This is a genomic window from Geodermatophilus bullaregiensis, from assembly GCF_016907675.1.
Lineage (GTDB): Bacteria > Actinomycetota > Actinomycetes > Mycobacteriales > Geodermatophilaceae > Geodermatophilus > Geodermatophilus bullaregiensis.
In genome coordinates this window covers 821,897-844,368 of the sequence record NZ_JAFBCJ010000001.1, presented here as the reverse complement: position 1 = coordinate 844,368, position 22,472 = coordinate 821,897, and the positions used below count along the sequence as shown (strand labels likewise).

The window sequence follows — 22,472 nt, the reverse complement described above, 5'->3', positions numbered from 1 at the left end:
TGTGCCACCGTGCTGGCGTGTCCGCCCGCAGCTCCCGGCCCGCCCCGTGACCGGTCCGGTGCTGGTCGTCGCGGCGGTGCTCGGTGCGGGCGCGGGTGCGCTGGTCGACCGGGCCGCGGCGCGCTTCCCGTGGCCCCGGCCGGCGACCGTCGGCGGCGTCCTCGGCGGCCGCGGGGGAGCGGCACCCCGCGGCGTCCTGGAGGGAGCGACCGCGGCCCTGTTCGTCCTCGCCGCGCTGCGCTTCGGTCCCACCGCGGAGCTGCCGGCCTGGCTGTGGTTCGCGGCCGCCGGCGTCCTGCTCGGCGTCCTCGACCTGCGCGAGCGGGTGCTGCCGAACCGGGTGCTGCTGCCCGCCACCGCCGGGGCGGTCGCGCTGCTCGCCGTCGCCGTCGTGGGGCCGGGGACCTGGCCGGACCTCCTGCGCGCCGTCACCGGGGCGGTGCTGCTCTTCTCCGTCCTCCTCGGCCTGGCGCTGCTCGCGCCGGGCCGGCTCGGCATGGGCGACGTCAAGCTGGGGGCCCTGCTGGGGCTCTACCTCGGCTGGCTGGGCTGGCCGGCCCTGGTGCTCGGGGTGCTCGCCGGGTTCGTCGTCCAGGCGGCCGCGGCCCTGGTGCTGCTCGCGCTGCGCCGGGTCGGCCTGCGCAGCGACCTGCCCTTCGGGCCGGCGCTCCTCGTCGGGACGGCGCTCGCCGCCGGGTGGCCGGCCGTCCTCGTCTGACGTCCTGATCCGGTCACCGTGCGTGACCGCAGCGGGTCCACGGTCGGCCGACGGGGTGGTCCCCGTCCTCCCATGGGGTGGCGGTCCCTCAAGTCGCCGGGCCGTCGTGGCGACAGCGTCAGCACAGCCGCGAGGGCGGGTCAGCCGACCCGTGCCAGCCGGCTCCACCCACAGGGAGTCCTCGTGCAGAACCCGTTCGCCACCCTCGTCACCCTCGTCGCCCTCGCCAAGGACCGCGTCGCGCAGGAGGAGAAGGGTGCCACCGCCGTCGAGTACGGCCTGCTGGTCGGCCTCATCGCGGTCGTGATCATCACCATCGTCGCCACCCTCGGTCAGGAGCTCGGCAGCCTCTTCCAGGACATCGTCGACGAGCTGCCCGGCACCGCCGCCTGACCGCTGCCCGCGACCGAACCGTCCGCTGCCCGGCGCAGCGGCCCCGTTCCGCACGGGGCCGCTGCGCCGGAGCGCACCCAGGGAGGAGGACCGAGATGACGATGCGGGACGAGCGCGGGGCCAGTGCCGTCGAGTTCGCGCTCATCGTGCCGCTGCTGGTCCTCCTGGTGCTCGGCATCGTGGAGTTCGGCCGCGGCTTCCAGGTGCAGGGCACGCTGTCGGCGGCCGCCCGGGAGGGCGTCCGGCTCATGGCGCTGCAGAACGACCCGGCCGCGGCCCGCGACGCCGTCCGCTCGGCCGCCTCGTCACTGGACCCGGCCGTCACCGACGCCCAGATCGTCATCACCCCGGCCAGCTGCCCCCAGGGCACCGGCTCCACGCTGGTCCGGCTGACCGTCGACTACGACATGCCCTTCCTGACCGGCTTCCTCGGCGCCTCCGTCGACCTGACCGGGACGGGGGTCATGCGGTGCGGCGGCTGACGGGGCACCCGCTCCGCCGCCTGCGGGGCCGGCTCGACGACGAGCGCGGGGCCAGCGCGGTGCTGCTGAGCCTGCTCATGGTCCCGATGCTCGGCTTCGCGGCGATCGCGGTCGACGTCGGCGCCGTGTACGCGGAGAAGTCGCGGCTGCAGGTGGCCGCCGACGCCGCCGCGCTGGCCGTGGCCCAGGACTGCGCCCGAGGCGCCTGCGGGGACGTGCGGGCCACCGCCGCCACGCTGGTGGCCGCCAACGCCGGCACGGCCACGGCCGCGCCGCCGGTGCTCTCCAGCCGCCCGACCAGCGTCACGGTCACCGGCAACCAGCCGACCGAGCACTGGTTCGCCCCGGTCCTGGGCATCGACGCGACGGCGGTCTCGGCGACGGCGACGGTGGCCTGGGGCGCTCCGGGCGGGGGGACGGCGGTGCTGCCGCTGACCTTCTCCTGGTGCGAGTTCGCCCAGCAGACCGGCGGGGGACTGCCCTCGGGCACCACCGTGCGCACCATCCGGCTGACCAAGACCTCCGGCACCACCGACTGCACCGGGCCGTCGCGCAACATCGTCCCGGGTGGCTTCGGCTACCTGGTGACCGACCCGGGCCAGTGCCGGGCCAGCAGCGCCGTGGCCGGCCGCTCGACGTCGTCCACCGGCAACAGCCCGCCGGCCGACTGCTCGACCGCGGACTTCACCCGCTGGCTGGGCCGCACCGTGCTGCTGCCGATCTTCGACGAGTTCGGGGACACCGGCAGCAACGCCTGGTACCGCGTCCACGGCTACGCGGCCTTCCGGATCACCGGCTTCCACCTCGGCGGGCAGTTCAGCACCAGCCCGCGGCCCTGCACCGGCAACGACCGCTGCATCACCGGCTACTTCACCCGCTTCGTCGAGCTCTCCGACGACTTCACCCTCGACCCCGACGCCCCCGATCTCGGCTCCGCCGTCCTCCGACTCATCCGATAGGTGTGCCCATGAGACGACTCCTCGCCGCCCTCGGGGCCCTGCTGCTGGCCTTCGTGGGCACCGTCGTGCTGGTCGCCTACGTCCGGGGCGCCGACGCCCGCGCCCTCGAGGGCGTGCAGACCGTGCAGGTCCTCGTGGTGGACCGGCCCATCCCCGCGGGGACGCCGGCCGACGAGGTCGGGGACCTGGTGCGCGCCGAGCTGCTGCCGGCGAAGGCCGCCGCCGAGGGCCGCGTCGAGGACCTCGCGGAGCTGGCCGGCCGGGTCGCCGACGTCGACCTGCAGCCGGGGGAGCAGCTGCTGGCCGCGCGCTTCAGCGACCCCGAGGACCTGCGCGAGCCCGGCACGGTCGCCGTCCCCGGGGGCGCCGAGGAGATCAGCGTCCTGCTGTCCCCCGAGCGGGCCGCCGGCGGGCGGCTGGTCGCCGGCGACACCGTCGGCGTCTACCTCTCCCTGGTCCTCCAGGACGGCACCGCCACCACCCACGCCGTGCTGCACCACGTCCTCGTGACCCGCGTCGCGGGCACCTGGACCGGCGCCACGGCCGACACCGAGAGCGCGAGCACCGACGAGGGCGACGCCGTCCCCACCGGGAGCCTGCTGGTCACCCTGGCGCTGCCCGCCCAGGACGCCGAGACCGTCGTCTTCGGCGCCGAGCACGGGACCCTCTGGCTCTCCCTCGAGCCGGCGACCGCGGACACCGGGGGCACCGGCGTCCTCACCCCGACCGACGTCTACGCCCGGGAGCAGAAGTGAGCCGCATCGTCCTCGCCGCCGCCGACCAGGAGCTGTGCGGCCGCGTGCTGGCCGCCGCCGACGGCGACGTGCACGTCCTGCCGCCCGGCCGCCTGCCGGGTGACCCCGCGCGCCTGTTCGAGCAGCTCTGGGACGGCGAGCTGCCCGACGTCCTCGTGGTGGGGCCGGACGCGGCGGCCGACGAGGCGCTGTCGCTGGCCGCCCGCCTGGACGTGCAGTGCCCGGGCATCAGCGTCGTGCTGGTGGCCCGGCCGGCGCCGGAGCTGTGGCAGGCCGCCATGCGCGCCGGCATCCGCGACCTGCTGGCGCCGGAGGCGGGGGTCGAGGACCTCCGGGCCGCGATCGAGCGGGCCGCGGCCGCCGCCACGGGCCGCCGCCGCGTCCTGCGCCCGGTGGAGGAGACCGCCCGCTACACCGGCCGGGTCATCACCGTGGCCTCGCCGAAGGGCGGCGTCGGCAAGACCACCGTGTCGACCAACCTGGCGATCGGGCTGACCGCGGCCGCGCCGCAGTCGACGGTGCTGGTCGACCTCGACGTCCAGTTCGGCGACGTCGCCTCGGCCCTGGGCCTGACCCCGGAGTACACGCTGCCCGACGCCGTCCACGGCCCGGCCAGCCAGGACACGATGGTGCTCAAGACCTTCCTCACCCAGCACCCCTCGGGCCTCTACGCCGTCTGCGGCGCGGAGTCCCCGGCGGCCGGGGACGCGGTCACCGCCGCCGACGTCAGCCAGCTGCTCGCCTCGCTCGCGCGGGAGTTCCGCTACGTCGTCGTCGACACCGCCCCGGGGCTGTCGGAGCAGACGCTGGCCGCCCTCGACCGCGCCACCGACGTGGTGATGCTCAGCAGCATGGACGTCCCGGGCGTGCGCGGCCTGCGCAAGGAGCTCGACGTCCTGCGGGAGCTGTGCATGATCCCGGCGGGCCGGCACGTGGTCATGAACCTCGCCGACCCCAAGGGCGGCCTGTCGGTGCGCGCCGTGGAGACCACCATCGGCACGGGCGTCGACGTCGTCCTGCCGCGGTCCTCGTCGGTGCCCGCCTCGACGAACCAGGGCGTCCCGCTGCTGCAGAGCGGCGGCCGGGAGCCCGTCGTCAAGGAGCTGCGCCGGCTGGTGTCCCGCTTCGCGGCGACCCCGATCGTGCGGCCCGGCCGCTACCGCGCCAAGCACCGGGCGGCGTCGTGACCTCCGCCTCCGCGCACCGGGCGGCGTCGTGACCTCCGCCTCCGCGCACCGGGCGGCGTCGTGAACCTCACCGCCCGCCTCGACGCCGCCCGCGGCCGGCACTCCGCCCCCGGTCCGGCCGCGGGGCCGGCGGCCGAGCCGCCCGACCCGGCTCCCCGCCCCGCCCTCGCCCTCTCCCGCCCGGCGGTCCCCCCGCCGCGCCCGGCTGCCGCCGGCACCGCGCCGGCCCCGGCCGCCACGGACGCCCTGGCGCGCCTCAAGGACAGGGTCGGCAAGGCGCTGTTCGAGCGCATGGGCAGCCGGATCAACTCTCCCGACCTCGGTGAGGAGCAGCTGCGGACCATCGTCCTCGGCGAGCTCGACGCCGTGGTCGAGGACGAGCGGATCCCGCTCAGTCCCGACGAGCGGCAGCGGCTGACCGCCGAGCTGGCCGACGACGTCCTGGGCTACGGACCGCTGCAGCGCCTCCTCGACGACGCGACGGTCACCGAGATCATGGTCAACGGCCCGGAGATGATCTACGTCGAGCAGCGCGGCAGGCTGGTGCGCAGCACCGCCCGGTTCACCTCCGAGGAACACCTGCGGCGGGTCATCGACCGGATCGTCTCGCGGGTGGGACGGCGCATCGACGAGTCCTCGCCGCTGGTCGACGCCCGGCTGGCCGACGGGTCCCGCGTCAACGCGGTCATCCCGCCGCTGGCCTTCAGCGGGTCGACGCTGACCATCCGCAAGTTCGCCAAGGACCCCTTCACCGTCGACGACCTGATCGGCTTCGGCACCCTCACCCCGGAGATGGCCGAGCTGCTGCGGGCCTGCGTGGAGGCCCGGCTCAACGTCATCGTCTCCGGCGGCACGGGCACCGGGAAGACGACGCTGCTCAACGTGCTGTCCTCCTTCATCCCGGAGGGCGAGCGCATCGTGACCATCGAGGACGCCGTCGAGCTGCAGCTGCAGCAGGACCACGTCGTCCGGCTGGAGTCCCGGCCGCCCAACATCGAGGGCCGGGGCGCCGTCACCATCCGCGACCTGGTGCGCAACTCGCTGCGGATGCGCCCCGACCGGATCGTGGTCGGTGAGTGCCGCGGCGGGGAGAGCCTGGACATGCTCCAGGCGATGAACACCGGCCACGACGGGTCGCTGTCGACGGTGCACGCCAACTCCCCGCGCGACGCCGTCGCCCGCCTGGAGACCCTCGTCCTGATGGCCGGCATGGACCTGCCGCTGCGGGCCATCCGCGAGCAGATCGCCTCGGCCGTCGACCTCGTCGTGCAGCTCACCCGCCTGCGGGACGGCACGCGGCGGGTCACCCACGTCACCGAGGTGCAGGGCATGGAGGGCGAGACGGTCACCCTGCAGGACGCCTTCCTGTTCGACTACTCCGCCGGGGTGGACGCCTCCGGCCGCTTCCTCGGCCGGCCGGTGTCGACCGGGGTGCGGCCGCGGTTCTCCGAGCGCTTCGCCGACCTGGGCATCGCCGTCGACCCCCGGGTCTTCGGCGTGCCGCAGCCGGTCAGGCAGCGGGGCCGGGCCGGATGACGCCGGCCCTGCTCGTCGTCGGGGTGCTCGCCGTCACCGGCGGGCTGCTGCTCCTCGTGCTCGCCGTCGTGCCGGCCGGCACCCGGCAGGTCCCGCTCAGCCGGCTCGACCCGGCGACGGCCCCGCGGGGGTCGGCGCTGGCCGGTGCCGGGGTCGCCGCCGGGGCCGCGGTCGAGCGGGTGCTGGCGCGGCGCGGGCGGCTCGCGTCGGGGACCGCGGCCCTCGAGCGGGCCGGGTCGTCGCTGTCCCTGCCCGACTTCGTCGTGCGCACCGCCCTGGCCGGGATGGGGCTCGGGCTGCTCGGCGGTCTGGCCGGCGGCCCGCTCGCCGGCCTGCTCCTGGCCGCGGCAGCCCCGCTCGGTGCCAAGGCGCTGCTGTCCTGGCGGACCGGACGGCGGCGCGCGGCCTTCGCCGACCAGCTCGACGACTCGCTGCAGCTGATGGCCAGCAGCCTGCGCGCCGGGCACAGCCTCCTGCGCGCCATCGACTCGGTCTCCCAGGAGGCCTCGGCGCCCACGTCGGAGGAGTTCGCCCGGATCGTCAACGAGACCCGGGTGGGCCGTGACCTCTCCGACGCCCTGGACGAGGTCGGTGCCCGGATGGGCAGCGACGACTTCACCTGGGTCGCCCAGGCCATCGCCATCCACCGCGAGGTCGGCGGCAACCTGGCCGAGGTGCTCGACGTGGTCGGCCGGACGATCCGCGAGCGCAACGCCATCCGCCGTCAGGTCAAGGCGCTGGCGGCGGAGGGGAAGCTCTCGGCGGTCGTGCTCATGTCGCTGCCGTTCGGCGTCAGCGGCTTCATCGCGCTGACCAACCCCGGCTACGTGTCCGCGTTCACCGAGACGCCCACCGGCCTCCTCATGCTCGGCGTCTGCGTGCTGCTGCTCGTCGTCGGCGCGTTCTGGCTCAAGAAGATGGTGCGGATCCGGTTCTGATGGACACCCTCCCCACCCCCGTCCTCGCGGCCGCCGCGGCCGTCGCGGTCGCCGTGCCCGTCCTGGGCTGGGCGCTGCTCGCCCGCCCCGGGGCGGCTGCGGCCCAGGTCCGCGATAACCTGCTGCTCGGCCTCGACGGCGCGCCGGCCGGCACCGAGGTCGGGTCGGGCCGCGGGGGCGCCACCCGGCTGGTCCGCGGTCTGACCCCGCGCGGCACCGTCGCCCGGGTCGACCGGCTGCTCGGGACCGCCGGCCGCCCGGCCGCCTGGCCGGTGGAGCGGGTGCTGACCGCGAAGCTGGTGCTCGCCGCCGTCGCCGCCGGCCTGGGGACGCTGATCGCGAGCACGCACCCCGGCGCGCTGCTCGCCCTGGTGATGACGGCCGTGACGGGAACCGCCTACTTCCTCCCGGAGCTGCTGCTGAGCAGCCGCGGCCAGGAGCGGCAGCAGGCCATCGGCCTGGAGCTGGCCGACACCCTCGACCAGATGACCATCGCCGTGGAGGCGGGGCTGGGCTTCGAGTCGGCGCTGGCGCGGGCCGGCCGCACCGGCACGGGCCCGCTGGCCGAGGAGCTGGTGCGCACGCTGCAGGACATCGCGGTCGGGCAACCCCGGCGGGAGGCCTACCTGGCGCTGGCCGAGCGCACCGGGGTCGCCGACCTGCGCCGGTTCATCCGGGCCGTCGTGCAGGCCGACGTCTACGGCGTCTCGATCGCCGACGTGCTGCGCACGCAGGCGGCCGAGATGCGGCTCAAGCGGCGGCAGCGGGCCGAGGAGAAGGCGATGCAGATCCCGGTGAAGGTCATCTTCCCGCTGGTCCTGTGCATCCTCCCGACGCTGTTGATCGTGCTGATGGGCCCCGCCGCGATGGACATCGCCACCTCCTTCGGCGGAGGCTGAGCACGTCGTCGGCCCACCGGCCGACACCGCGGCCAGGTGCCGTCCCCGGCCGGAGCCGAGCCCCACACTCCGGTCCCTGCTCGGGGGAGCCTCCGGCCCCCCGCTCCCAGGGACCGGTCAGCCGGTCGAGCGCGGCTGCGCGGGGTTGGTCGGGTCGCCCTGCGACGGCGGGTTGACCGGCGGGCCGCTGGTCGCCTCGGACACCTTCGAGCCGGTCGAGGCGGCCACCGGGTCGTCGGCGGCCGGGGCCGCCGGGTCGCCGCCGGAGGGCTCGGCACCCGCGCGCAGCGCGGTCAGCCGGTTCTCCATGGCGATGGTCACCTGCAGCCGGTCGGCGTGGGCGCGCTCGTACTCCAGGAGGGTCTGCAGGCCGGTCGCGTCCAGCGTCCGGATGCGCGAGATCAGTCCCTGCACGGGCAGGTGGTCGTAGTCGGGCAGCGGCAGCTGGTCGTGCTCGGTCATGCCGACCCGCCTACCCCCACCCCCTGGATCCGACACGGTGTGTGGCGCCCGGGCCGGTGGGTAGGCGGCCAGCGAGAGCGCGCCCCGCCGCGGGCGCCGTCCCGCTCCGACTGCCGATCGAGGAAGTGGTCCCCTCCCCATGGACGTGTCGTTCCTGGCGCCGGTCTTCGACGCCTCCGGCCCCTACGCCACCGTCTGTGCCGACGTCACCCACGTGACCGAGAGCGCCGACACCGAGCTCGACCTCCGCGTGCGCGCGATCGCCGGGAAGCTCACCGAGCAGGGCGCCCCGGAGGCCGTGGTCGAGGCCGTCCGCAGCCGGCTGCTCGAGGGCAACGAGGGGGGCGAGGCCGGCACCGTCCGCGGTCGCGCGGTCGTCGTCGCCGCGGACGGCGGCGTCGTGCTCGACCAGCAGCTGGCCGACGTCCCACGGCAGGAGGTGGCCGAGTGGGCGCCCACGCCGGACCTGCTGCCGGTCCTGCGCGCCCTGCCCGGACGGGTCCCGCACGTCGTCGTCCTCACCGACCGCACCGGCGCCGACCTCACCCTCGCCACCCTCCCCGGCCAGGCCGAGGAGGAGGAGACGGTGAAGGGCGACACCTTCCAGATCCGCAAGTTCCAGGGCGGCGGGTGGGCGCACCACCGGTACCAGCACAACACCGAGAACAAGTGGGTGCACAACGCCGACGACGTCGCCTCGCACGTCGCCTCGGTCGTCCGCCGGGCGCAGCCGCGCTTCGTGCTGCTGGCCGGGGACGTGCGGGCGCGGCAGATCCTCACCGACCGCGCCAGCGGCCTGTGGTCGGACCTCGTCGTGTCGATGGACGAGGGTGGCCGGGCCGCCGGCGCCGACCGCGAGCCGGTGGAGCGCCGGGCCGCGGAGCTGGTCGCCGAGCACGAGGCGCGCGAGGAGGCCGAGGCCGTCGAGAAGATCAGCTCCGCCGGCGCCCACGGCCTGGCCGTGACCGGCACCGCGCCGGTCGTCGAGGCGCTGCGCAAGGCGCAGGTGGAGACGCTGGTGCTCGCCGACCCGCCGGACGACGAGAAGCTGCTCGTGGGCGCCTCGCCGCTCGAGCTCGGCGTCGACCAGGGCGACATGGACGCCCTCGGCGTCCAGGAGGTGCACTCCGTGCCGGCCGAGCGGGCGCTGGTCGCCGCCGCCGTGGCCAGCACCGCCGGCGTCGTCGTCGTGCCGCGCGCGGCCATGCCAGGGGACATCCCGGTCGCGGCGATCCTGCGCTACACCGACGACTTGACCCCCACCCCCCAGTGACGGAGGCAACACCATGAGCGATCCCCACCAGGAGGGCACCCCGGCCGGCACCAGCCCGGCCGACGTCGACCGCCGTTCCGCCATCGCCGAGGTCCTCGGCAAGGAGGTGTGGCCGGCCGACCGGGACACCCTCGTCTCCCGCGCGCAGGAGTCGAACGCGACCGACCGCGTGCTGGCCGACCTGCGGCGGCTGCCCGCCGGGCAGCAGTTCGACAACGTCCAGGACGTCGCCCGGGCACTGGGCCTGGGCACCGAGCAGCAGCGGTTCTGAGGAGCACCAGGTGACCACCAACAAGGAGCCCAGCCCCGAGGCGCTGGCCAACGTCACCGAGCACAACATCGAGACCCGGGCCGACCTGCTGCCCGAGGAGTCCGGCATGAAGGGCTCGGGCATGGAGGAGGTCGCCGCCGAGATCATCCTCGCCGAGTCGGAGGAGCGGACCGTGCACCCCGACCCGGACGACGCGCAGGGCGCCCACCGGCAGTCCGCGGAGACGGCGGACCTGCCCTGAGCGCGGCGGCTGCCCCGGGCGGGCTGCACGAGCACCCGGTCCAGTTGCGCTGGTCGGACTCCGACCTCTTCGGCCACGTCAACCACGCCCGGGTGCTCGGGCTGCTCGAGGACGCGCGGCTGGCGATGGCGGACTCCTCGCCGGGCGCCGGCATCATCCTGGCGCGGCTGGAGATCGACTACCTGCGGCAGATCCACTACCGGGTGGGCGAGCACCTCACGGTGGCCAGCCGGATCACCCGGCTGGGCCGCAGCTCGATCGGGATGCGCCAGGAGCTCACCCAGGACGGCGAGGTGGCGCTGCGCGCGGAGATGGTGCTGGTCAACTTCGACTACGCCGCCGACGCCGCCCGCCCGCTGACCGAGCAGCAGCGGGCGCACTGGACGCGCTGGCAGGTGGACTGAGCGTGGTGCCGCTGCCGGTCGCGGCCGGGCACACGGTGGTCTGCCCCGACGACCTGCGCGGCTACGGCCGGTCGTCGGGGCCACCGCCCGACGACGGCCACCGTGCGCGCCGTGCTCGAGGACGACCGCGCCGGCCTGACCGTCGACCGCGCCGACGAGGAGGACGACCGCGCCACCTGCGCGGCGCTGGTGTCGTCCTCGCCGCGTGATCACCCGGCGCCGCCTGGGTACCGCCCGGTCATGCCCAAGACGACGAAGAGCGGCGACGCGAAGCAGGACGAGATCCCCAGCACGCTGCAGCGATCGGACGAGAAGGCGCAGCGCACCTGGGCCAAGACGCACGACTCCGCCGTCGAGACCTACGACGGCGACGAGCAGCGGGCGACCCGGGTGGCCTGGGCGGCGGTCAAGCACACCCACGAGAAGGTCGGCGACCACTGGGAGGAGAAGGAGGGCGGCCGCAAGGGACCGTCCGACGCCCAGGCCGCGGGCGGCGCCGACACGAACCGGGAGACCAAGGGCGGCGTCGACGCCAACGCCACCAAGGAGCACCTCATGGACGTCGCCAAGCGGCTCGACGTGCACGGCCGCTCGTCGATGACCAAGGACGAGCTCGTCGACGCCATCCAGAAGGCGAACGACCGGGAGACGCGCCAGGCCCGCGAGGGCTGAGCGCCCGGCGTTCCCCCGCGGGGTGGCGGGGGTAGGCGGACCGGCACGGCTGCTTCCCCACGTCCCGTCCGCGACCAGGTGGTCGTCGTCCTCGGTGCCTCCAGCGGCATCGGCCGGGCGGCGGCGCTGGAGTTCGCGCGGCAGGGCTGCACCCGGATCGTCGTCGCCTCCCGCGGGGAGGAGGCCCTCGGCACCCTGGTCGAGGAGCTGACGCGGAAGGGCGCGGAGGCGGTCGCCGTCCCCACCGACATCACCGACCAGGCCGCCGTCCGGGCGCTGGTCGACACCGCCGAGGCGCGCTTCGGCCGGATCGACACCTTCGTCACCGTGCCCGGCGTCGGCATCTGGGGGTCGGTCGAGCAGATCGACCTCGACGAGTTCCGCCGGGTCACCGAGGTGACCTACATCGGCCACGTGGCCGCCGCGCAGGCCGCCGTCCCGGCGCTCGAGCGCGCCGGTGGCGGCGTGCTGATCGGCATCGGCTCGGTCGAGGGCTACCGCTCCATCCCGCTGCACGCGCCGTACTCCGCGAGCAAGTTCGCGCTGCGCGCGTTCTACGACGCGCTGCGGGTGGAGCTGGCCGAGGAGCGGTCGCCGGTCGAGGTGAGCCAGATCCTGCCCGCCGGCATCGCCACGCCGTTCTTCGAGCACGCCCGCACCAAGCTCGGCGCCATGCCCAAGCCACCCCCGCCGGTGTACGCGCCCGAGCTGGTCGCCGAGGCGATCGTGCGGGCGTCGGTGCACCCGCGGCGGGAGGTCCCGGTCGGCGACGCCGCGCTGGGCTTCATCGCCGGGCAGCGGTTCAGCCCCGCCCTGACCGACGCGCTGCTGTCGCTGACCGGCCGCCAGCTGCAGACCACCGACCGGCCCGACGACGGCACCGACATCCTCGACACCCCGACCCCGGGCCCCGGCCGCGTGCGGGGTGCCTTCGCCGACCAGGTGCTCACCACCAGCCCGGTGACCCGGGTCGCCGGCGCCGTCGTGCGGCCGGGCGAGCTGCTGCTGCGGGCGATCCGCAAGCGCCCGTCGTCGACCTGACTCAGCCGCCGGGGACGAGCAGCAGCTCGCGCTGCGGGCGGCCCAGGGACGACGTCCCCTCCGCGGTGAGGACGACCGCCTCCTCGAGGCCCAGCCGCACGCACTGCCCGTCCCACTCGGGCACCGGCACGCGGACGGCCAGCTCGAGGGCGTAGACGGTGTCGGGGTGCAGCACGCGGTCGCCGTCGCCGGGGACGCCGTGCTGGTCGTCCCACCGGCCGATCGCCGGCCCCGCGCCGTGCCCGTGCACGCCGACCGGGTGGGAGTAGACCTCGGCCTGCAGCCCCTCGGCGGCCGCGGCGGCGCGGGCGTCGGCGAGCACCTCGTTGCCGGTCCGGCCGGCGCGCAGGGCGGCGGCGGTCAGCGCCTGCACCCGCGTCCCGGCCGCCCAGGCGCGCTGCAGCCCCGGCGGGGCGGCGGTCTCACCCGGCCGGAGCAGGTAGGCGCTCCGCTGCAGGTCGGTGGTCAGGCCGAGGCTGGTCAGCCCGGCGTCGCAGGTGACCAGGTCGCCGGGGGCCAGGGGCGCGCGCTGGGGCACCGCCGGGAGCTCGACGCCGCCGTCCCCGTGCGCGCGCAGCGGGACGCCGGCCCGCTGCACGGTGACCCCGGGGTGGAACCAGGGCGGGGTGCCGAGGTCGGCCATCCGCTGGTGCACCGCCCACGCCAGGTCGGCCGCGGTCGTGGCGCCGGCGGTCAGCCCGGTGGGGGAGAGGGCCTCGACCAGGACCCGGTCGGTGAGGCCGTTGAGCGCGTCGAGGGCGGCGACCTCCTCGGGCAGGCGCGTCTCCAGCCAGCCGACGACGAGGTCCTCGGCCGGCACCAGGCGCTGCGCGTAGGGGCCCAGCGCCTCGGTGAGCAGCCCGTGCTCGGCCACCGAGAGCCCGTCGGCCAGGGCACACCGCGCCGAGACGTCGACGCCGATCCGGCGCGGGTCGGCCTGCTCGACGATCCGCCGCACCGCCGCCCACTGCGCCTGCTCGCCGCCGAGGCCGTCGCCGTCCTCCGGGGTCCAGCCGGGGAGGAACTGGCCGACCGGGTAGCGCGAGACCGCGACCGGGGTGACGCCGTCGTCGCTGCGGTGCAGCACCAGGACGACCCGGCGCCGGGCCGACAGCCACGTCGCCGGCAGCAGCGTCGCGAGCACCGGGTCCTCGTTGTTCTCCCGGCCGACGACCACCCACAGGTCGATGCCGGCGCGGTCCATGAGGCCCGGCATCAGGTCGAGCAGGCGCTGGGTCAGCCACCGGTCCCGGACGTCGGCCTGCTGCCGCAGGGGCAGCGGCACCGTCCGCGTCGGGTCGGGGACGACCAGCGTCATGGGGACCAGGGAAGCAGACAACCGCCGATCCCACCGGGTGAGACGGCGGGCCGGTCAGGCGGGGTCGCGGGGCGACGGCCGCGCGCCGGACGTCCCCGGCACCGTCGGCGGGTCGAGGCGCCCGCGCGCCACACCGTCCCGCCCGGACGGGAGGTGCTCCCCGGCCGGGGTGGCGCGCGGGCGGGGCGGGCGGAAGTCGGCCACCCGGTCGCGGCCGGCCTGCTTGGCCTTGTACATGGCCGCGTCGGCGCGGTCGACCAGCCGCCACAGCGCCTCGGTGGCGTCCTCGCCGTCGACCGGGCTGGTCAGCGCGACGCCGATGGAGGCGGTGACCGCGTGCCCGTGCACGCTGCGGCTGCCGGCCACGGCGGACCGGAGGCGCTCGGCCAGGCGGCTCGCCTCGCTGGGGTCGCCGACCAGCCCGAGGACGACGAGCTCCTCGCCGCCGATGCGGGCCAGCAGGTCGCTGGGGCGCACGGTGTCGGCCAGCGCGGTGGCCACCGCCCGCAGGACCGCGTCGCCGGCGGCGTGCCCGTGGACGTCGTTGACCTGCTTGAAGTGATCGAGGTCGAGGACCATCGCGGCCACGCGCACGCCCTCGCGGCGGGCCTGCCGCCACGTGCGCGGCGCCTGGTCGACCAGGTGCCGGCGGTTGGCCAGCCCGGTGAGCGGGTCCCGCTGCGAGAGCGCCTCGGTGGCGGCCAGCAGCCGCTCGACGCGGCGGCGCAGGAGGAAGACGGCGGCGGAGGCCAGGTCCAGCATCCCGGCGTGCACGCCGACCTGGACGGCCAGTCCGAGGACGTCGGGGTAGCTGTCCGCGAGCGCGATCCAGACCGCCACCGGCGTGGCCACCATGTTGACCACGAGCATCCACGGCGCGAGGAACCAGGCCGCGACGAAGGAGGAGAAGAGCAGCATCAGCGGCGTCGCGTGGCGGACCGGGTCCTCGATGCACAGGGCGACCACCACGTAGATGAGGTCCCCGAGCAGCACCAGGCCGAAGGTCTGCCACCGGCCCACCCGTGGGCGCACCACCAGCGGCACGGCGGCCAGCAGGCAGGCGACCATCGTGACGCCGTAGGTCCAGCGCATGACGCCGTCGCGGACGACGCCGTCGATGGCCAGGTTGACCAGTCCCATCGCGCCACCGGCGACGAGCAGGACGGCGAGGGTCAGGGCGGCGACCCGGTGCTCGGGGCCGCCGGTACCGGGGACGCTCAGGGCCGACGCCGGACCGTCGGGTCCGGGGGGCCGGGCGGGGCTCACGCGCGTGAGGATGCCCCATGACCCACCGGGTCCGGGTGCTCCGCCGCGCGGAGGGCGCCCGACCTCCCCCGGGAGGGCGAGACCGCGGCGCCGAGGCGGTGGGGTCCCGGCGCCGTGTCGGCCGGCGCCGACCCTGGCAGGCTGCGGGCATGTCGCACCCCGACCCGGCACTGGTGCAGGTCCGGTCGCTGGCCGACCACCCGATGGTCGACGCCGGCCCCAACGCGCTGCGGATGGTGGCCCCCGGTGCGGTCACCGCCGGCCGCTTCGGGCTGGTCGAGTACCGGCTCGGCCCGCAGGCCTCCGGCGCGGCCCCGCACTACCACCAGACGTTCTCCGAGTCGTTCTACGTCCTCTCCGGCGAGGTCACCCTCTACGCGGGAGGGAGCTGGCAGCCGTACCGGCCCGGTGACTTCGCGCTGGCCCCCGAGTTCGGTGTGCACGGCTTCCGCAACGACTCCGACGAGCCGGCGTCCTTCCTCATCCTGTTCACCCCGGGCATCGCCCGGGAGCAGTTCTTCGCCGAGATGGCCGAGCTGCGCCGCAGCGGCCGCAGGCCCGGCCCGGAGGAGATGACCGCCTTCTACGCCCGGCACGACCAGGTGATGGTCGAGGAGTGACCCGCTCCGTCCCGGGGCACGGGTCGGGGGAACGAGGACGTCGAGGAGGTGCGCCGATGGCGCAGGGACCGTGGTTCTACTGCCTGAAGCACAACACCGTGGAGGACCGGGACGGCTGCGCCGAGCGGCACCGCCTGGGCCCCTACGACACCCGGGAGGAGGCCGAGCGCGCCCTGCAGACCGTGGCCGAGCGCAACGAGCGCCAGGACGCCGAGGACCGGGCCTGGCGGGAGGGCGACTGACCCGCGCGGCATGATCGCCGGGGTGTGCCGGGTCGGCCGGCGCCGGGGGAGGGGGCGGCGTGACCGCGGCAGCTGAGGGACGTCCGGTGGACGAGCTCGTCATCGGGGTGCTCGGCGGGACCGGGCCGCAGGGACGGGGGCTCGCCGTCCGGCTGGCCGCCGTCGGGCAGCGGGTGCTGCTCGGGTCCCGGGACGCCGACCGGGCCGGCGAGGTGGCCGCCCAGGTCGCCGGGCGCGCCACGGCCGCGGCGGGCGGCGAGGTGGCGGTGCAGGGCGGCGTCTCGGTGCAGGGCGGGTCGAACACCGACGTCGCCGGCGCCGCCGACCTGGTGGTCGTGGCCGTCCCGTTCACCGGGCACGCCGCGACGCTGGCCGGGCTGGCGGCGCCGCTGGCCGGCAAGGTCGCCGTCGACTGCGTGGTGCCGATGGGCTTCGACGAGCTGGGCGCCCACGTGCTCGACGTCCCCGAGGGGTCGGTGGCGCAGCAGGCCGCCGCGCTGCTGCCCGACTCGGCCGTCGTCGGCGCGTTCCACCACGTCTCGGCGGTGCTGCTCGAGGACCTGTCGCGGCCCACCCTCGACGGCGACGTCCTGGTGGTCGGCGACGACCGCGCCGCCACCGACACCGTGCAGGCGCTGGCCGGGCGGCTGCCGGGGATGCGCGGGGTCTACGCCGGCCGGCTGCGCAACGCCCGCCAGGTCGAGGCGCTGACGGTCAACCTGGTGTCGGTCAACCGCCGCTACAAGGCGCACGCCGGCATCCGCGTCACCGACGTCTGACCGGCGCTTGCGGTGGCCGGCCCGGACGGCGTGCGTTGAGGCCGCGTCCCGAGGCCCGCGGCGCGGCGTCAGCGCACATCGTCCGCGACCGGGTCCGTGCCCTCGGGCCGCGAGTCGGGGCAGCATGGGCGGGTGCTGCTCGCCAGCGCGGTCGCGGTCCTGCACGCGGCCGTCGTGCTGTTCGTGCTCACCGGCGCCCTGGCGGCGCTCCGGTGGCCGCGGCTGGTGCTGGCGCACGTGCCGGTGGCGCTCGCCGTCCTGGCCGTCAACCTGGCCGGCGCCCCGTGCCCGCTGACCACGCTCGAGCTCGCGCTGCGGGAGCGGGCGGGGGCACCGCCCTACGGCGACGGCTTCCTCGGCCACGTCCTGTTCGGCCCGCTCGGCCTCGACGTCGACGCGACGGGGACGCAGGTCGGCACGTACACCGTGGCGCTCGGCCTGAACGCTGTCGGCTACGGCCTGCTGGCCGCGCGCGCCGTCCGGGCGGCCCGGGACGGTGGCCGCCTCCCGCACGCGCCGCGCTGACGCGGGGACGGGTCGGCTGCTCCGCCCGCGGTGACCTGACACCGGCACCGGTCCGGCGACCGGCCGCGCAGCCGCGGCGCTAGTCGAACGAGTGCTCGGGGCCCGGGAAGACGCCGCTGCGCACCTCGTCGGCGTACTCGCGGGCCGCCCGCAGCAGCTCGCCGCGCAGGTCGGCGTACTTCTTCACGAACTTCGGCACCCGGCCGCCGTTGAGGCCGGCCATGTCCGGCCACACCAGCACCTGGGCGTCGCACTCGACGCCGGCGCCGATGCCGATGGTCGGGATGGCCAGCTCCTTGGTCACCTGCGCGGCGATCTCGGCCGGCACCATCTCCAGGACGACGGCGAACGCGCCGGCGTCCTGCACGGCGTGCGCGTCGGCCAGCAGTTGCTCGGCCCCGGCGCCGCGGCCCTGCACCCGGAACCCGCCGAGGGCGTGCTCGCTCTGCGGCGTGAACCCGACGTGCGCCATCACCGGGACGCCGTTGTCGGCCAGCATCCGGATCTGCGGGGCGACCCGCGCCCCGCCCTCGAGCTTGACCGCCTGCGCCCCGCCCTCCTTCATCATGCGGACGGCGGTGGCGAACGCGTCCTGCGGCCCGGCCTCGTAGCTGCCGAAGGGCAGGTCGGCCACGATCAGCGCCCGCTTCGTCGAGCGGGTGACCGCCTTGGTCATGAGCAGCAGGTCCTCCACGGTCACCGGCACGGTGGAGGTGTGCCCGAGGACGACGTTGCCGGCGGAGTCCCCGACCAGCAGCACCGGGATGCCGGCCTCCTCGAACACCGCGGCCGCGTAGGTGTCGTAGGCGGTGAGCATCGCCCACCGCTCGCCCCGCTCCTTGGCCTGGCGCAGGTGGTGGATGCGCACCCGTGCGGTCGACGTCCCGCCGTACAGCACCGACTCGCTCACTGCGCTGCCCCCTCGCGGACGCTGGGCAGGCTCTCCCGCCAGCGGTTGGTGATCGGGAGGCGCCGGTCGCGGCCGAACGCCTTGAGGCTGATCTTCGTCCCCGGTGCCGACTGCCGGCGCTTGAACTCCGCGACGTCGACCAGCCGCAGCACGCGGGCCACCACCTCGGGGTCGTGGCCGCGCTCGAGCAGCTGGGCCATGCCGAGGTCGCGGTCGACGTAGTCGGCGATGACCGCGTCGAGCTCCTCGTAGGAGGGCAGCGAGTCGCTGTCCTTCTGCCCGGGCGCGAGCTCGGCCGACGGCGGCTTGTCGATCGAGTTCTGCGGGATCGGCTCGGTCTCGCCGCGCTCGCGGGCGTACGCGTTGCGCCAGCGGGCCAGCTCCCACACCAGCGTCTTGGGCACGTCCTTGATCGGGGCGAACCCGCCGGCGGCGTCGCCGTAGAGCGTCGAGTACCCGACGGCGACCTCGCTCTTGTTGCTGGTGGCCAGCAGCAGGTGCCCGTGCTGGTTGGACAGCCCCATGAGCAGCGTGCCGCGCACCCGGGCCTGCAGGTTCTCCGCCGCCGTGCCCGACAGCTGCACCGAGGACTCGAACGCGTCGACCATCGGCGCGATCGGCACGGTCGAGAAGTGCAGGCCCAGGCGGCGGGCGCTGTCCTCGGCGTCGGCGATCGAGTGCTCCGAGGACCACCGCGACGGCAGGGCGACCGCGTGCACCCGGTCGGGCCCGAACGCGTCCACCGACAGCGCGGCCACCAGCGCCGAGTCGATGCCGCCGGACAGGCCGAAGACGACCGAGGGCATGCCGTTCTTGTCGATGAAGTCCCGCAGGCCCAGGACCAGCGCCCGCCAGACCTCCTCCGGGTCGCTCAGCGGCTCGGCGAGGGAGCCCGGCCGCGGCTCGAACGGCGCCACCGGCTCCTCGGAGAGGACGGTCCGGGTGACCGTCATCGGCCCGATCCGGCCCTCGCGCCGCTCCGCCGCCCGCCCGCGGTCGAGGGTGAGGTCGACGCAGAGCAGGTGCTGGACGAACTGCGGCGCGCGGGCCAGCAGCTCGCCGTCGGCGGACACGGCCAGGGAGTCGCCGTCGAAGACCAGCTCGTCCTGCCCGCCCACCTGGTTGCAGTAGACGATCGGCGCCCCGGCCTCGGCCGCGCGGCGGCGCACCAGCGGCAGGCGCAGGTCGTCCTTGGCCCGCTCGTAGGGCGAGGCGTTGGGGGAGACGACGAGGTCGACGCCGGCCTGCCCGGCCACCCCGCACGGGCCGCCCTCGACCCAGAGGTCCTCGCAGATGGTCAGCGCGACGTCGGCGCCGTGCAGCCGCACCACCGGCAGCTCGGTGCCGGGCACGAAGTAGCGCGCCTCGTCGAAGACGCCGTAGTTGGGCAGGTGCCGCTTGGCGTAGCGGGCCACCACCTGCCCGCCGTGCAGCAGGGCGGCGGCGTTGCGGGGCTGGCCGTGGCGGGGGTTGGCGTCGCCGGGCCGGTCGTCGTCGGACCCGTCGGCGGCCGGCGGGGTGTCGACGGGGGCCGGCGCCGGGCCGTGCGTGTGCGCCAGGTACCCGACCACGACGGCGAGGTCCCCGAGGCCCTGCCCGGCGAGCGTGGCCGCCAGGTCGACGAGCGCCTGCTCGCTGGCGGCGGCGAAGGACTCGCGCAGCACCAGGTCCTCGGCCGGGTAGCCGGTGAGCGTCATCTCGGGGAACACCACGAGGTGCGCGCCGTCGCCAGCGGCCCTCCGCGCCCAGTCGACGACGAGCGCGGCGTTGCCCGCCAGGTCGCCCACGCGGGTGTCGACCTGGGCCATCGCCACTCTGAGCTGCACCGGTCCACTCACGCGCCCATCCTCGTCGCCGTGCGTGGTCCCCGGCCAGACGGGACCCTGTCCGCGTGGTCACGCACGGTCCGGCATGCGCCCGATGACCCTCCGCTCCAGCCTGCGCCGGTCCGCGGCAGGGACCTACGCGGCCATCGGCCTGGTCGCCGCCCTCGCACCCACCCGGGTGCCGGCCGTCTTCGGCGGTGCAGCGCGCACGCCGGACGCGCGGACGGAGATCCGGGCGGTCTACGCGGGCATCCCGCTGGCCTTCGCGGCGTCCCTCGCCGCGGCGTCCGGCTCCGGACCCGGCGACGACGCGGTCCTGCGGACGGTGGGCCTCGCGAGCGCCGGCATGGCCGCGGCCCGGCTCGCCGGGTGCGTGGCCGAGCGCCGGCTCACTGCCTGGCCGACCGGCGCCTTCCTGACGCTGGAGACGGCGTTGGCCGTGGCGCTGCGGGCAGCTCGGCGGGCCGGGGCTGCTCCTCCTGAACGCCTCGGCCGGACGAGGGTCAGCCCGTGACCACCGGCGGGGTCGTCGTGCGCGGGGTGGGCAGCCCGTCGGCCGCGGCCGGGGTCCCGGCGTCCGTCTCCGGCGGCGTCGCCCGCTCGAGGAAGCGGAGGAGCTCCACCGGGAACGGCAGGACCAGCGTCGAGTTCTTCTCGGCGGCGACCTCGACGACGGTCTGCAGCAGCCGCAGCTGCAGCGCGGCGGGGTGTGCGGCCATCACCTCGGCGGCCTGGGCGAGCTTCTCCGACGCCTGCAGTTCGCCCTCGGCGGTGATCACCCGTGACCGGCGCTCGCGCTCGGCCTCGGCCTGGCGGGAGATCGACCGCTTCATGGACTCGGGCAGCGCGACGTCCTTGATGTCGACGCGGTCGATGTGCACGCCCCAGTCGACGGCGGGGCTGTCCAGCATCAGCTCCAGGCCCTGGTTGAGCCGCTCGCGGTTGGAGAGCAGGTCGTCGAGGTCGCTCTTGCCGATGATCGACCGCAGCGACGCCTGGGCGACCTGGGCGATCGCCGCCTGGTAGTTCTGCACGTCGACGACGACCCGCACCGGGTCGAACACCCGGTAGTAGACGACCGCGTCGACCGTGACGGTCACGTTGTCCCGGGTGATCCCGTCCTGGGCCGGGACCGGCATGGTCACGACCTGCATGCTCACCTTGTGCATGCGGTCGGCGACCGGGGCGATCAGCGTGAGCCCCGGCGTCCGCGGGTCACCGCGCAGCCGCCCGAAGCGGAGCACCACGCCCCGCTCGAACTGGGTGACGACGCGGACGCTCGCCCCCACCAGGACCAGCAGCCCGGCGAGCACGATCGCCAGGACCACGAGGATGACGTCCATCTGGGCCTCCGTCGTCCCGTCGGGTGCGGTCGGTGCGGGCACGGGGACGACGTGCCCGGCGCCGGGTGGTGCGGCCGGTGGACTCCCGCAGGCGGGACCCGGTCCCGGCTCCTCCCTCGCGACCTGCGGAGGTCCGGGTGGGCGCCGTCCACGGGGCGCGGGTGCACGACCGCGCGTCCCTGCCCGGGGGCGGCGGTTCCTCGTGGAGCGCCTGTGCCACGCGGCGTCCGCCGCGAGGACCTCGGGCTCGACGGGTGGGTGCGCGACGTCGCGCCGAGCACGGAGCTGCGCCGTGGGCCGGCCACGACCCCGAGCGCTGGGAGGAGTTCCGCCGGCGCTGCACCGCGGAGCACGACAGCGCGGTGGTGCTGCGGGACTACCTGCTGGCCCACCGGTGGGCCTCCGGCGGGGACGGCTCGGTCCGGCGGTGCACCACCGCGACCGGGCCCAGGGCCCCGTCCACCACGGCACGGCTCACCGAGCCGAACACCGCGCCCAGCCCCGCCCGCCGGCCCCGCGAGCCGACGACGACGAGCGCGGCGCCCGCGGAGCCGGCGATGAGGGCGGCGGCCGGGTCGCGGCGGACCACCTCGGTGGTGACCGGGACGTGCGGGTACCGCTCCCGCCACCGCGCGACGGCGCCGTCGACGAGCGCGTGTGCCGCGGCCTCGGTGGTGACGAGGGGGGCGGTCACCGCCTCCAGGTCGGCCGGGCAGTCCGCCGACCACGCGTGGACGGCGGTGACGCCGAGGCCCCGCCGGGAGGCGACCCGGAAGGCGAAGCCGGTGGCGGCGTCGGAGTGCCGCATGCCGTCGACGCCCACGACGACCCCCGGCGGGACCGCGTCCCGGGCGACGGCCCCGGACGGCTGCACCACCGCGACGGGGCAGTCGGCGCCGGCCGTGACCTGCAGCGTCAACGAGCCGTGCAGGAGGCGCTGGACGCCCGGCCGCCGGCCCGCGCGCCGTCGGGAACCCAGGACGAGCAGGGAGGCACCCCGGCTCTCGCGGAGGAGGACCCGGCGCGGCGAGCCCCGGATGATGCAGGCGGAGACGTCGACGTCCGCGGCGATCGCGCGCACCCGCGCCAGGGCGCCGTCCACGAGCCGTGCGGCCGCCGCCTGCTGCGTGGGCAGGCTGTCGACCGTGGGGACGAAGCCGAGCGGATCGAGCACCACCGGCGCGGAGAAGGCGTGCACGATCCGCAACGGGCGCCGCTGCCCGGCCGCCTCCGCGACCGCCCACTCCAGGGCCGGGTCCGACCCGCCGCCGGCGGTGACGCCGACGACGACGGGGGCCGACAGCCGCTGGAGTCGGCGCGCGACGGGCAGGACGGCGCGGGTGAAGGCCGGGTCCGACAGCAGTGCGGACTCCAGCTCCCGCAGGGTCCGGCGGTCCGGGTCACTGAGCACG

General features: G+C 76.0%; 26 protein-coding genes and 1 pseudogene. 20 read left to right on the top strand and 7 right to left on the bottom strand.

The annotated features are described in order from the left end of the window. Positions 1-46: 46 nt before the first annotated feature. From JOD57_RS03895 to JOD57_RS03855, 9 genes are all read left to right on the top strand, one after another. A complete protein-coding gene (locus JOD57_RS03895) occupies positions 47-718 on the top strand; it encodes a prepilin peptidase (RefSeq protein WP_204690691.1) in 672 nt (223 codons plus the stop codon). Positions 719-901: 183 nt separating this feature from the next. Continuing rightward, positions 902-1,111 (top strand): Flp family type IVb pilin, encoded by a 210-nt coding sequence (locus JOD57_RS03890; protein ID WP_204690690.1) that lies wholly within the window; start codon positions 902-904, stop codon positions 1,109-1,111. A gap of 95 nt (positions 1,112-1,206) precedes the next feature. After that, positions 1,207-1,593, top strand: a complete 387-nt coding sequence (locus tag JOD57_RS03885) for a TadE/TadG family type IV pilus assembly protein (protein WP_204690689.1) — start codon at positions 1,207-1,209, stop codon at positions 1,591-1,593. After that, positions 1,581-2,552: a pilus assembly protein TadG-related protein gene (locus JOD57_RS03880; protein WP_307824443.1), complete on the top strand. Its 972-nt coding sequence runs from the start codon at positions 1,581-1,583 to the stop codon at positions 2,550-2,552. Before JOD57_RS03885 ends, JOD57_RS03880 begins: the two co-directional genes overlap by 13 nt. Before the next feature lie 8 nt (positions 2,553-2,560). After that, positions 2,561-3,307 (top strand): Flp pilus assembly protein CpaB, encoded by a 747-nt coding sequence (cpaB, locus tag JOD57_RS03875; protein WP_204690688.1) that lies wholly within the window; start codon positions 2,561-2,563, stop codon positions 3,305-3,307. Continuing rightward, positions 3,304-4,494, top strand: a complete 1,191-nt coding sequence (locus JOD57_RS03870; RefSeq protein WP_204690687.1) for a CpaE/TadZ family protein — start codon at positions 3,304-3,306, stop codon at positions 4,492-4,494. Before cpaB ends, JOD57_RS03870 begins: the two co-directional genes overlap by 4 nt. A gap of 60 nt (positions 4,495-4,554) precedes the next feature. After that, positions 4,555-6,030: a TadA family conjugal transfer-associated ATPase gene (locus tag JOD57_RS03865; protein ID WP_204690686.1), complete on the top strand. Its 1,476-nt coding sequence runs from the start codon at positions 4,555-4,557 to the stop codon at positions 6,028-6,030. Beyond that, the gene (locus tag JOD57_RS03860) at positions 6,027-6,968 is read left to right on the top strand and encodes a type II secretion system F family protein (protein ID WP_204690685.1); all 942 of its coding nucleotides are present in this window, start codon (positions 6,027-6,029) and stop codon (positions 6,966-6,968) included. The genes JOD57_RS03865 and JOD57_RS03860 overlap by 4 nt, the downstream gene beginning before the upstream one ends. Next, positions 6,968-7,867, top strand: coding sequence for a type II secretion system F family protein (locus tag JOD57_RS03855; protein WP_204690684.1), 900 nt, complete (start codon positions 6,968-6,970; stop codon positions 7,865-7,867). The genes JOD57_RS03860 and JOD57_RS03855 overlap by 1 nt, the downstream gene beginning before the upstream one ends. 117 nt (positions 7,868-7,984) lie before the next feature. Here JOD57_RS03855 and JOD57_RS03850 read toward each other — a convergent pair whose 3' ends face one another. Further along, positions 7,985-8,329: a DUF8129 domain-containing protein gene (locus tag JOD57_RS03850; protein WP_204690683.1), complete on the bottom strand. Its 345-nt coding sequence runs from the start codon at positions 8,327-8,329 to the stop codon at positions 7,985-7,987. A 139-nt stretch (positions 8,330-8,468) separates the two neighbouring features. Here JOD57_RS03850 and JOD57_RS03845 point away from each other — a divergent pair, with 139 nt between their 5' ends. The 6 genes and pseudogenes from JOD57_RS03845 to JOD57_RS03820 form a co-directional block, all read left to right on the top strand. Then, positions 8,469-9,602: a baeRF2 domain-containing protein gene (locus JOD57_RS03845; RefSeq protein WP_204690682.1), complete on the top strand. Its 1,134-nt coding sequence runs from the start codon at positions 8,469-8,471 to the stop codon at positions 9,600-9,602. Positions 9,603-9,615: 13 nt separating this feature from the next. Then, positions 9,616-9,873, top strand: coding sequence for a DUF2795 domain-containing protein (locus JOD57_RS03840; RefSeq protein WP_204690681.1), 258 nt, complete (start codon positions 9,616-9,618; stop codon positions 9,871-9,873). A 10-nt stretch (positions 9,874-9,883) separates the two neighbouring features. Continuing rightward, the gene (locus JOD57_RS03835; protein WP_204690680.1) at positions 9,884-10,114 is read left to right on the top strand and encodes a hypothetical protein; all 231 of its coding nucleotides are present in this window, start codon (positions 9,884-9,886) and stop codon (positions 10,112-10,114) included. A gap of 44 nt (positions 10,115-10,158) precedes the next feature. Further along, positions 10,159-10,518 (top strand): acyl-CoA thioesterase, encoded by a 360-nt coding sequence (locus JOD57_RS03830; protein ID WP_239568108.1) that lies wholly within the window; start codon positions 10,159-10,161, stop codon positions 10,516-10,518. Between the two features lie 111 nt (positions 10,519-10,629). Continuing rightward, a complete protein-coding gene (locus tag JOD57_RS03825) occupies positions 10,630-11,190 on the top strand; it encodes a ChaB family protein (RefSeq protein WP_307824442.1) in 561 nt (186 codons plus the stop codon). Between the two features lie 72 nt (positions 11,191-11,262). Further along, a pseudogene (locus tag JOD57_RS03820) lies at positions 11,263-12,231 on the top strand (SDR family oxidoreductase); the annotation flags it as partial. 1 nt (position 12,232) lies between these two features. On the opposite strand, the gene JOD57_RS03815 reads toward JOD57_RS03820, so the two are convergent. Both JOD57_RS03815 and JOD57_RS03810 read right to left on the bottom strand, forming a co-directional pair. After that, positions 12,233-13,549, bottom strand: a complete 1,317-nt coding sequence (locus tag JOD57_RS03815) for a M24 family metallopeptidase (RefSeq protein WP_204690678.1) — start codon at positions 13,547-13,549, stop codon at positions 12,233-12,235. Positions 13,550-13,603: 54 nt separating this feature from the next. Continuing rightward, positions 13,604-14,815, bottom strand: coding sequence for a GGDEF domain-containing protein (locus JOD57_RS03810; RefSeq protein ID WP_307824441.1), 1,212 nt, complete (start codon positions 14,813-14,815; stop codon positions 13,604-13,606). Between the two features lie 149 nt (positions 14,816-14,964). Here JOD57_RS03810 and JOD57_RS03805 point away from each other — a divergent pair, with 149 nt between their 5' ends. The 4 genes from JOD57_RS03805 to JOD57_RS03790 all read left to right on the top strand — a co-directional run bounded on the left by JOD57_RS03805 (position 14,965) and on the right by JOD57_RS03790 (position 16,981). Then, positions 14,965-15,435, top strand: a complete 471-nt coding sequence (locus JOD57_RS03805) for a cupin domain-containing protein (RefSeq protein ID WP_204690677.1) — start codon at positions 14,965-14,967, stop codon at positions 15,433-15,435. 56 nt (positions 15,436-15,491) lie between these two features. Beyond that, positions 15,492-15,677, top strand: coding sequence for a hypothetical protein (locus JOD57_RS03800; protein ID WP_204690676.1), 186 nt, complete (start codon positions 15,492-15,494; stop codon positions 15,675-15,677). Positions 15,678-15,763: 86 nt separating this feature from the next. Next, complete coding sequence (gene npdG / locus JOD57_RS03795; RefSeq protein ID WP_204690675.1) at positions 15,764-16,456, top strand: NADPH-dependent F420 reductase; 693 nt, start codon at positions 15,764-15,766, stop codon at positions 16,454-16,456. 132 nt (positions 16,457-16,588) lie between these two features. Continuing rightward, a complete protein-coding gene (locus JOD57_RS03790; RefSeq protein WP_204690674.1) occupies positions 16,589-16,981 on the top strand; it encodes a DUF2784 domain-containing protein in 393 nt (130 codons plus the stop codon). Positions 16,982-17,060: 79 nt separating this feature from the next. On the opposite strand, the gene panB is transcribed toward JOD57_RS03790, so the two are convergent. Both panB and JOD57_RS03780 read right to left on the bottom strand, forming a co-directional pair. After that, complete coding sequence (gene panB / locus JOD57_RS03785) at positions 17,061-17,891, bottom strand: 3-methyl-2-oxobutanoate hydroxymethyltransferase (RefSeq protein ID WP_204690673.1); 831 nt, start codon at positions 17,889-17,891, stop codon at positions 17,061-17,063. Continuing rightward, positions 17,888-19,729 carry an NAD+ synthase gene (locus JOD57_RS03780; protein ID WP_204690672.1) on the bottom strand — a complete coding sequence of 614 codons (1,842 nt, stop codon included), beginning with the start codon at positions 19,727-19,729 and terminating at the stop codon, positions 17,888-17,890. Before JOD57_RS03780 ends, panB begins: the two co-directional genes overlap by 4 nt. Before the next feature lie 82 nt (positions 19,730-19,811). On the opposite strand from JOD57_RS03780, the gene JOD57_RS03775 reads away from it, so the two are divergent. Further along, positions 19,812-20,231, top strand: coding sequence for a DUF4345 family protein (locus JOD57_RS03775; protein WP_204690671.1), 420 nt, complete (start codon positions 19,812-19,814; stop codon positions 20,229-20,231). Here JOD57_RS03775 and JOD57_RS03770 read toward each other — a convergent pair. Then, a complete protein-coding gene (locus tag JOD57_RS03770) occupies positions 20,221-21,102 on the bottom strand; it encodes a slipin family protein (RefSeq protein ID WP_307824440.1) in 882 nt (293 codons plus the stop codon). The genes JOD57_RS03775 and JOD57_RS03770 overlap by 11 nt on opposite strands. 334 nt (positions 21,103-21,436) lie before the next feature. Then, the gene (locus JOD57_RS03765; protein WP_204690670.1) at positions 21,437-22,471 is read right to left on the bottom strand and encodes a universal stress protein; all 1,035 of its coding nucleotides are present in this window, start codon (positions 22,469-22,471) and stop codon (positions 21,437-21,439) included. Position 22,472 lies beyond the last annotated feature (1 nt).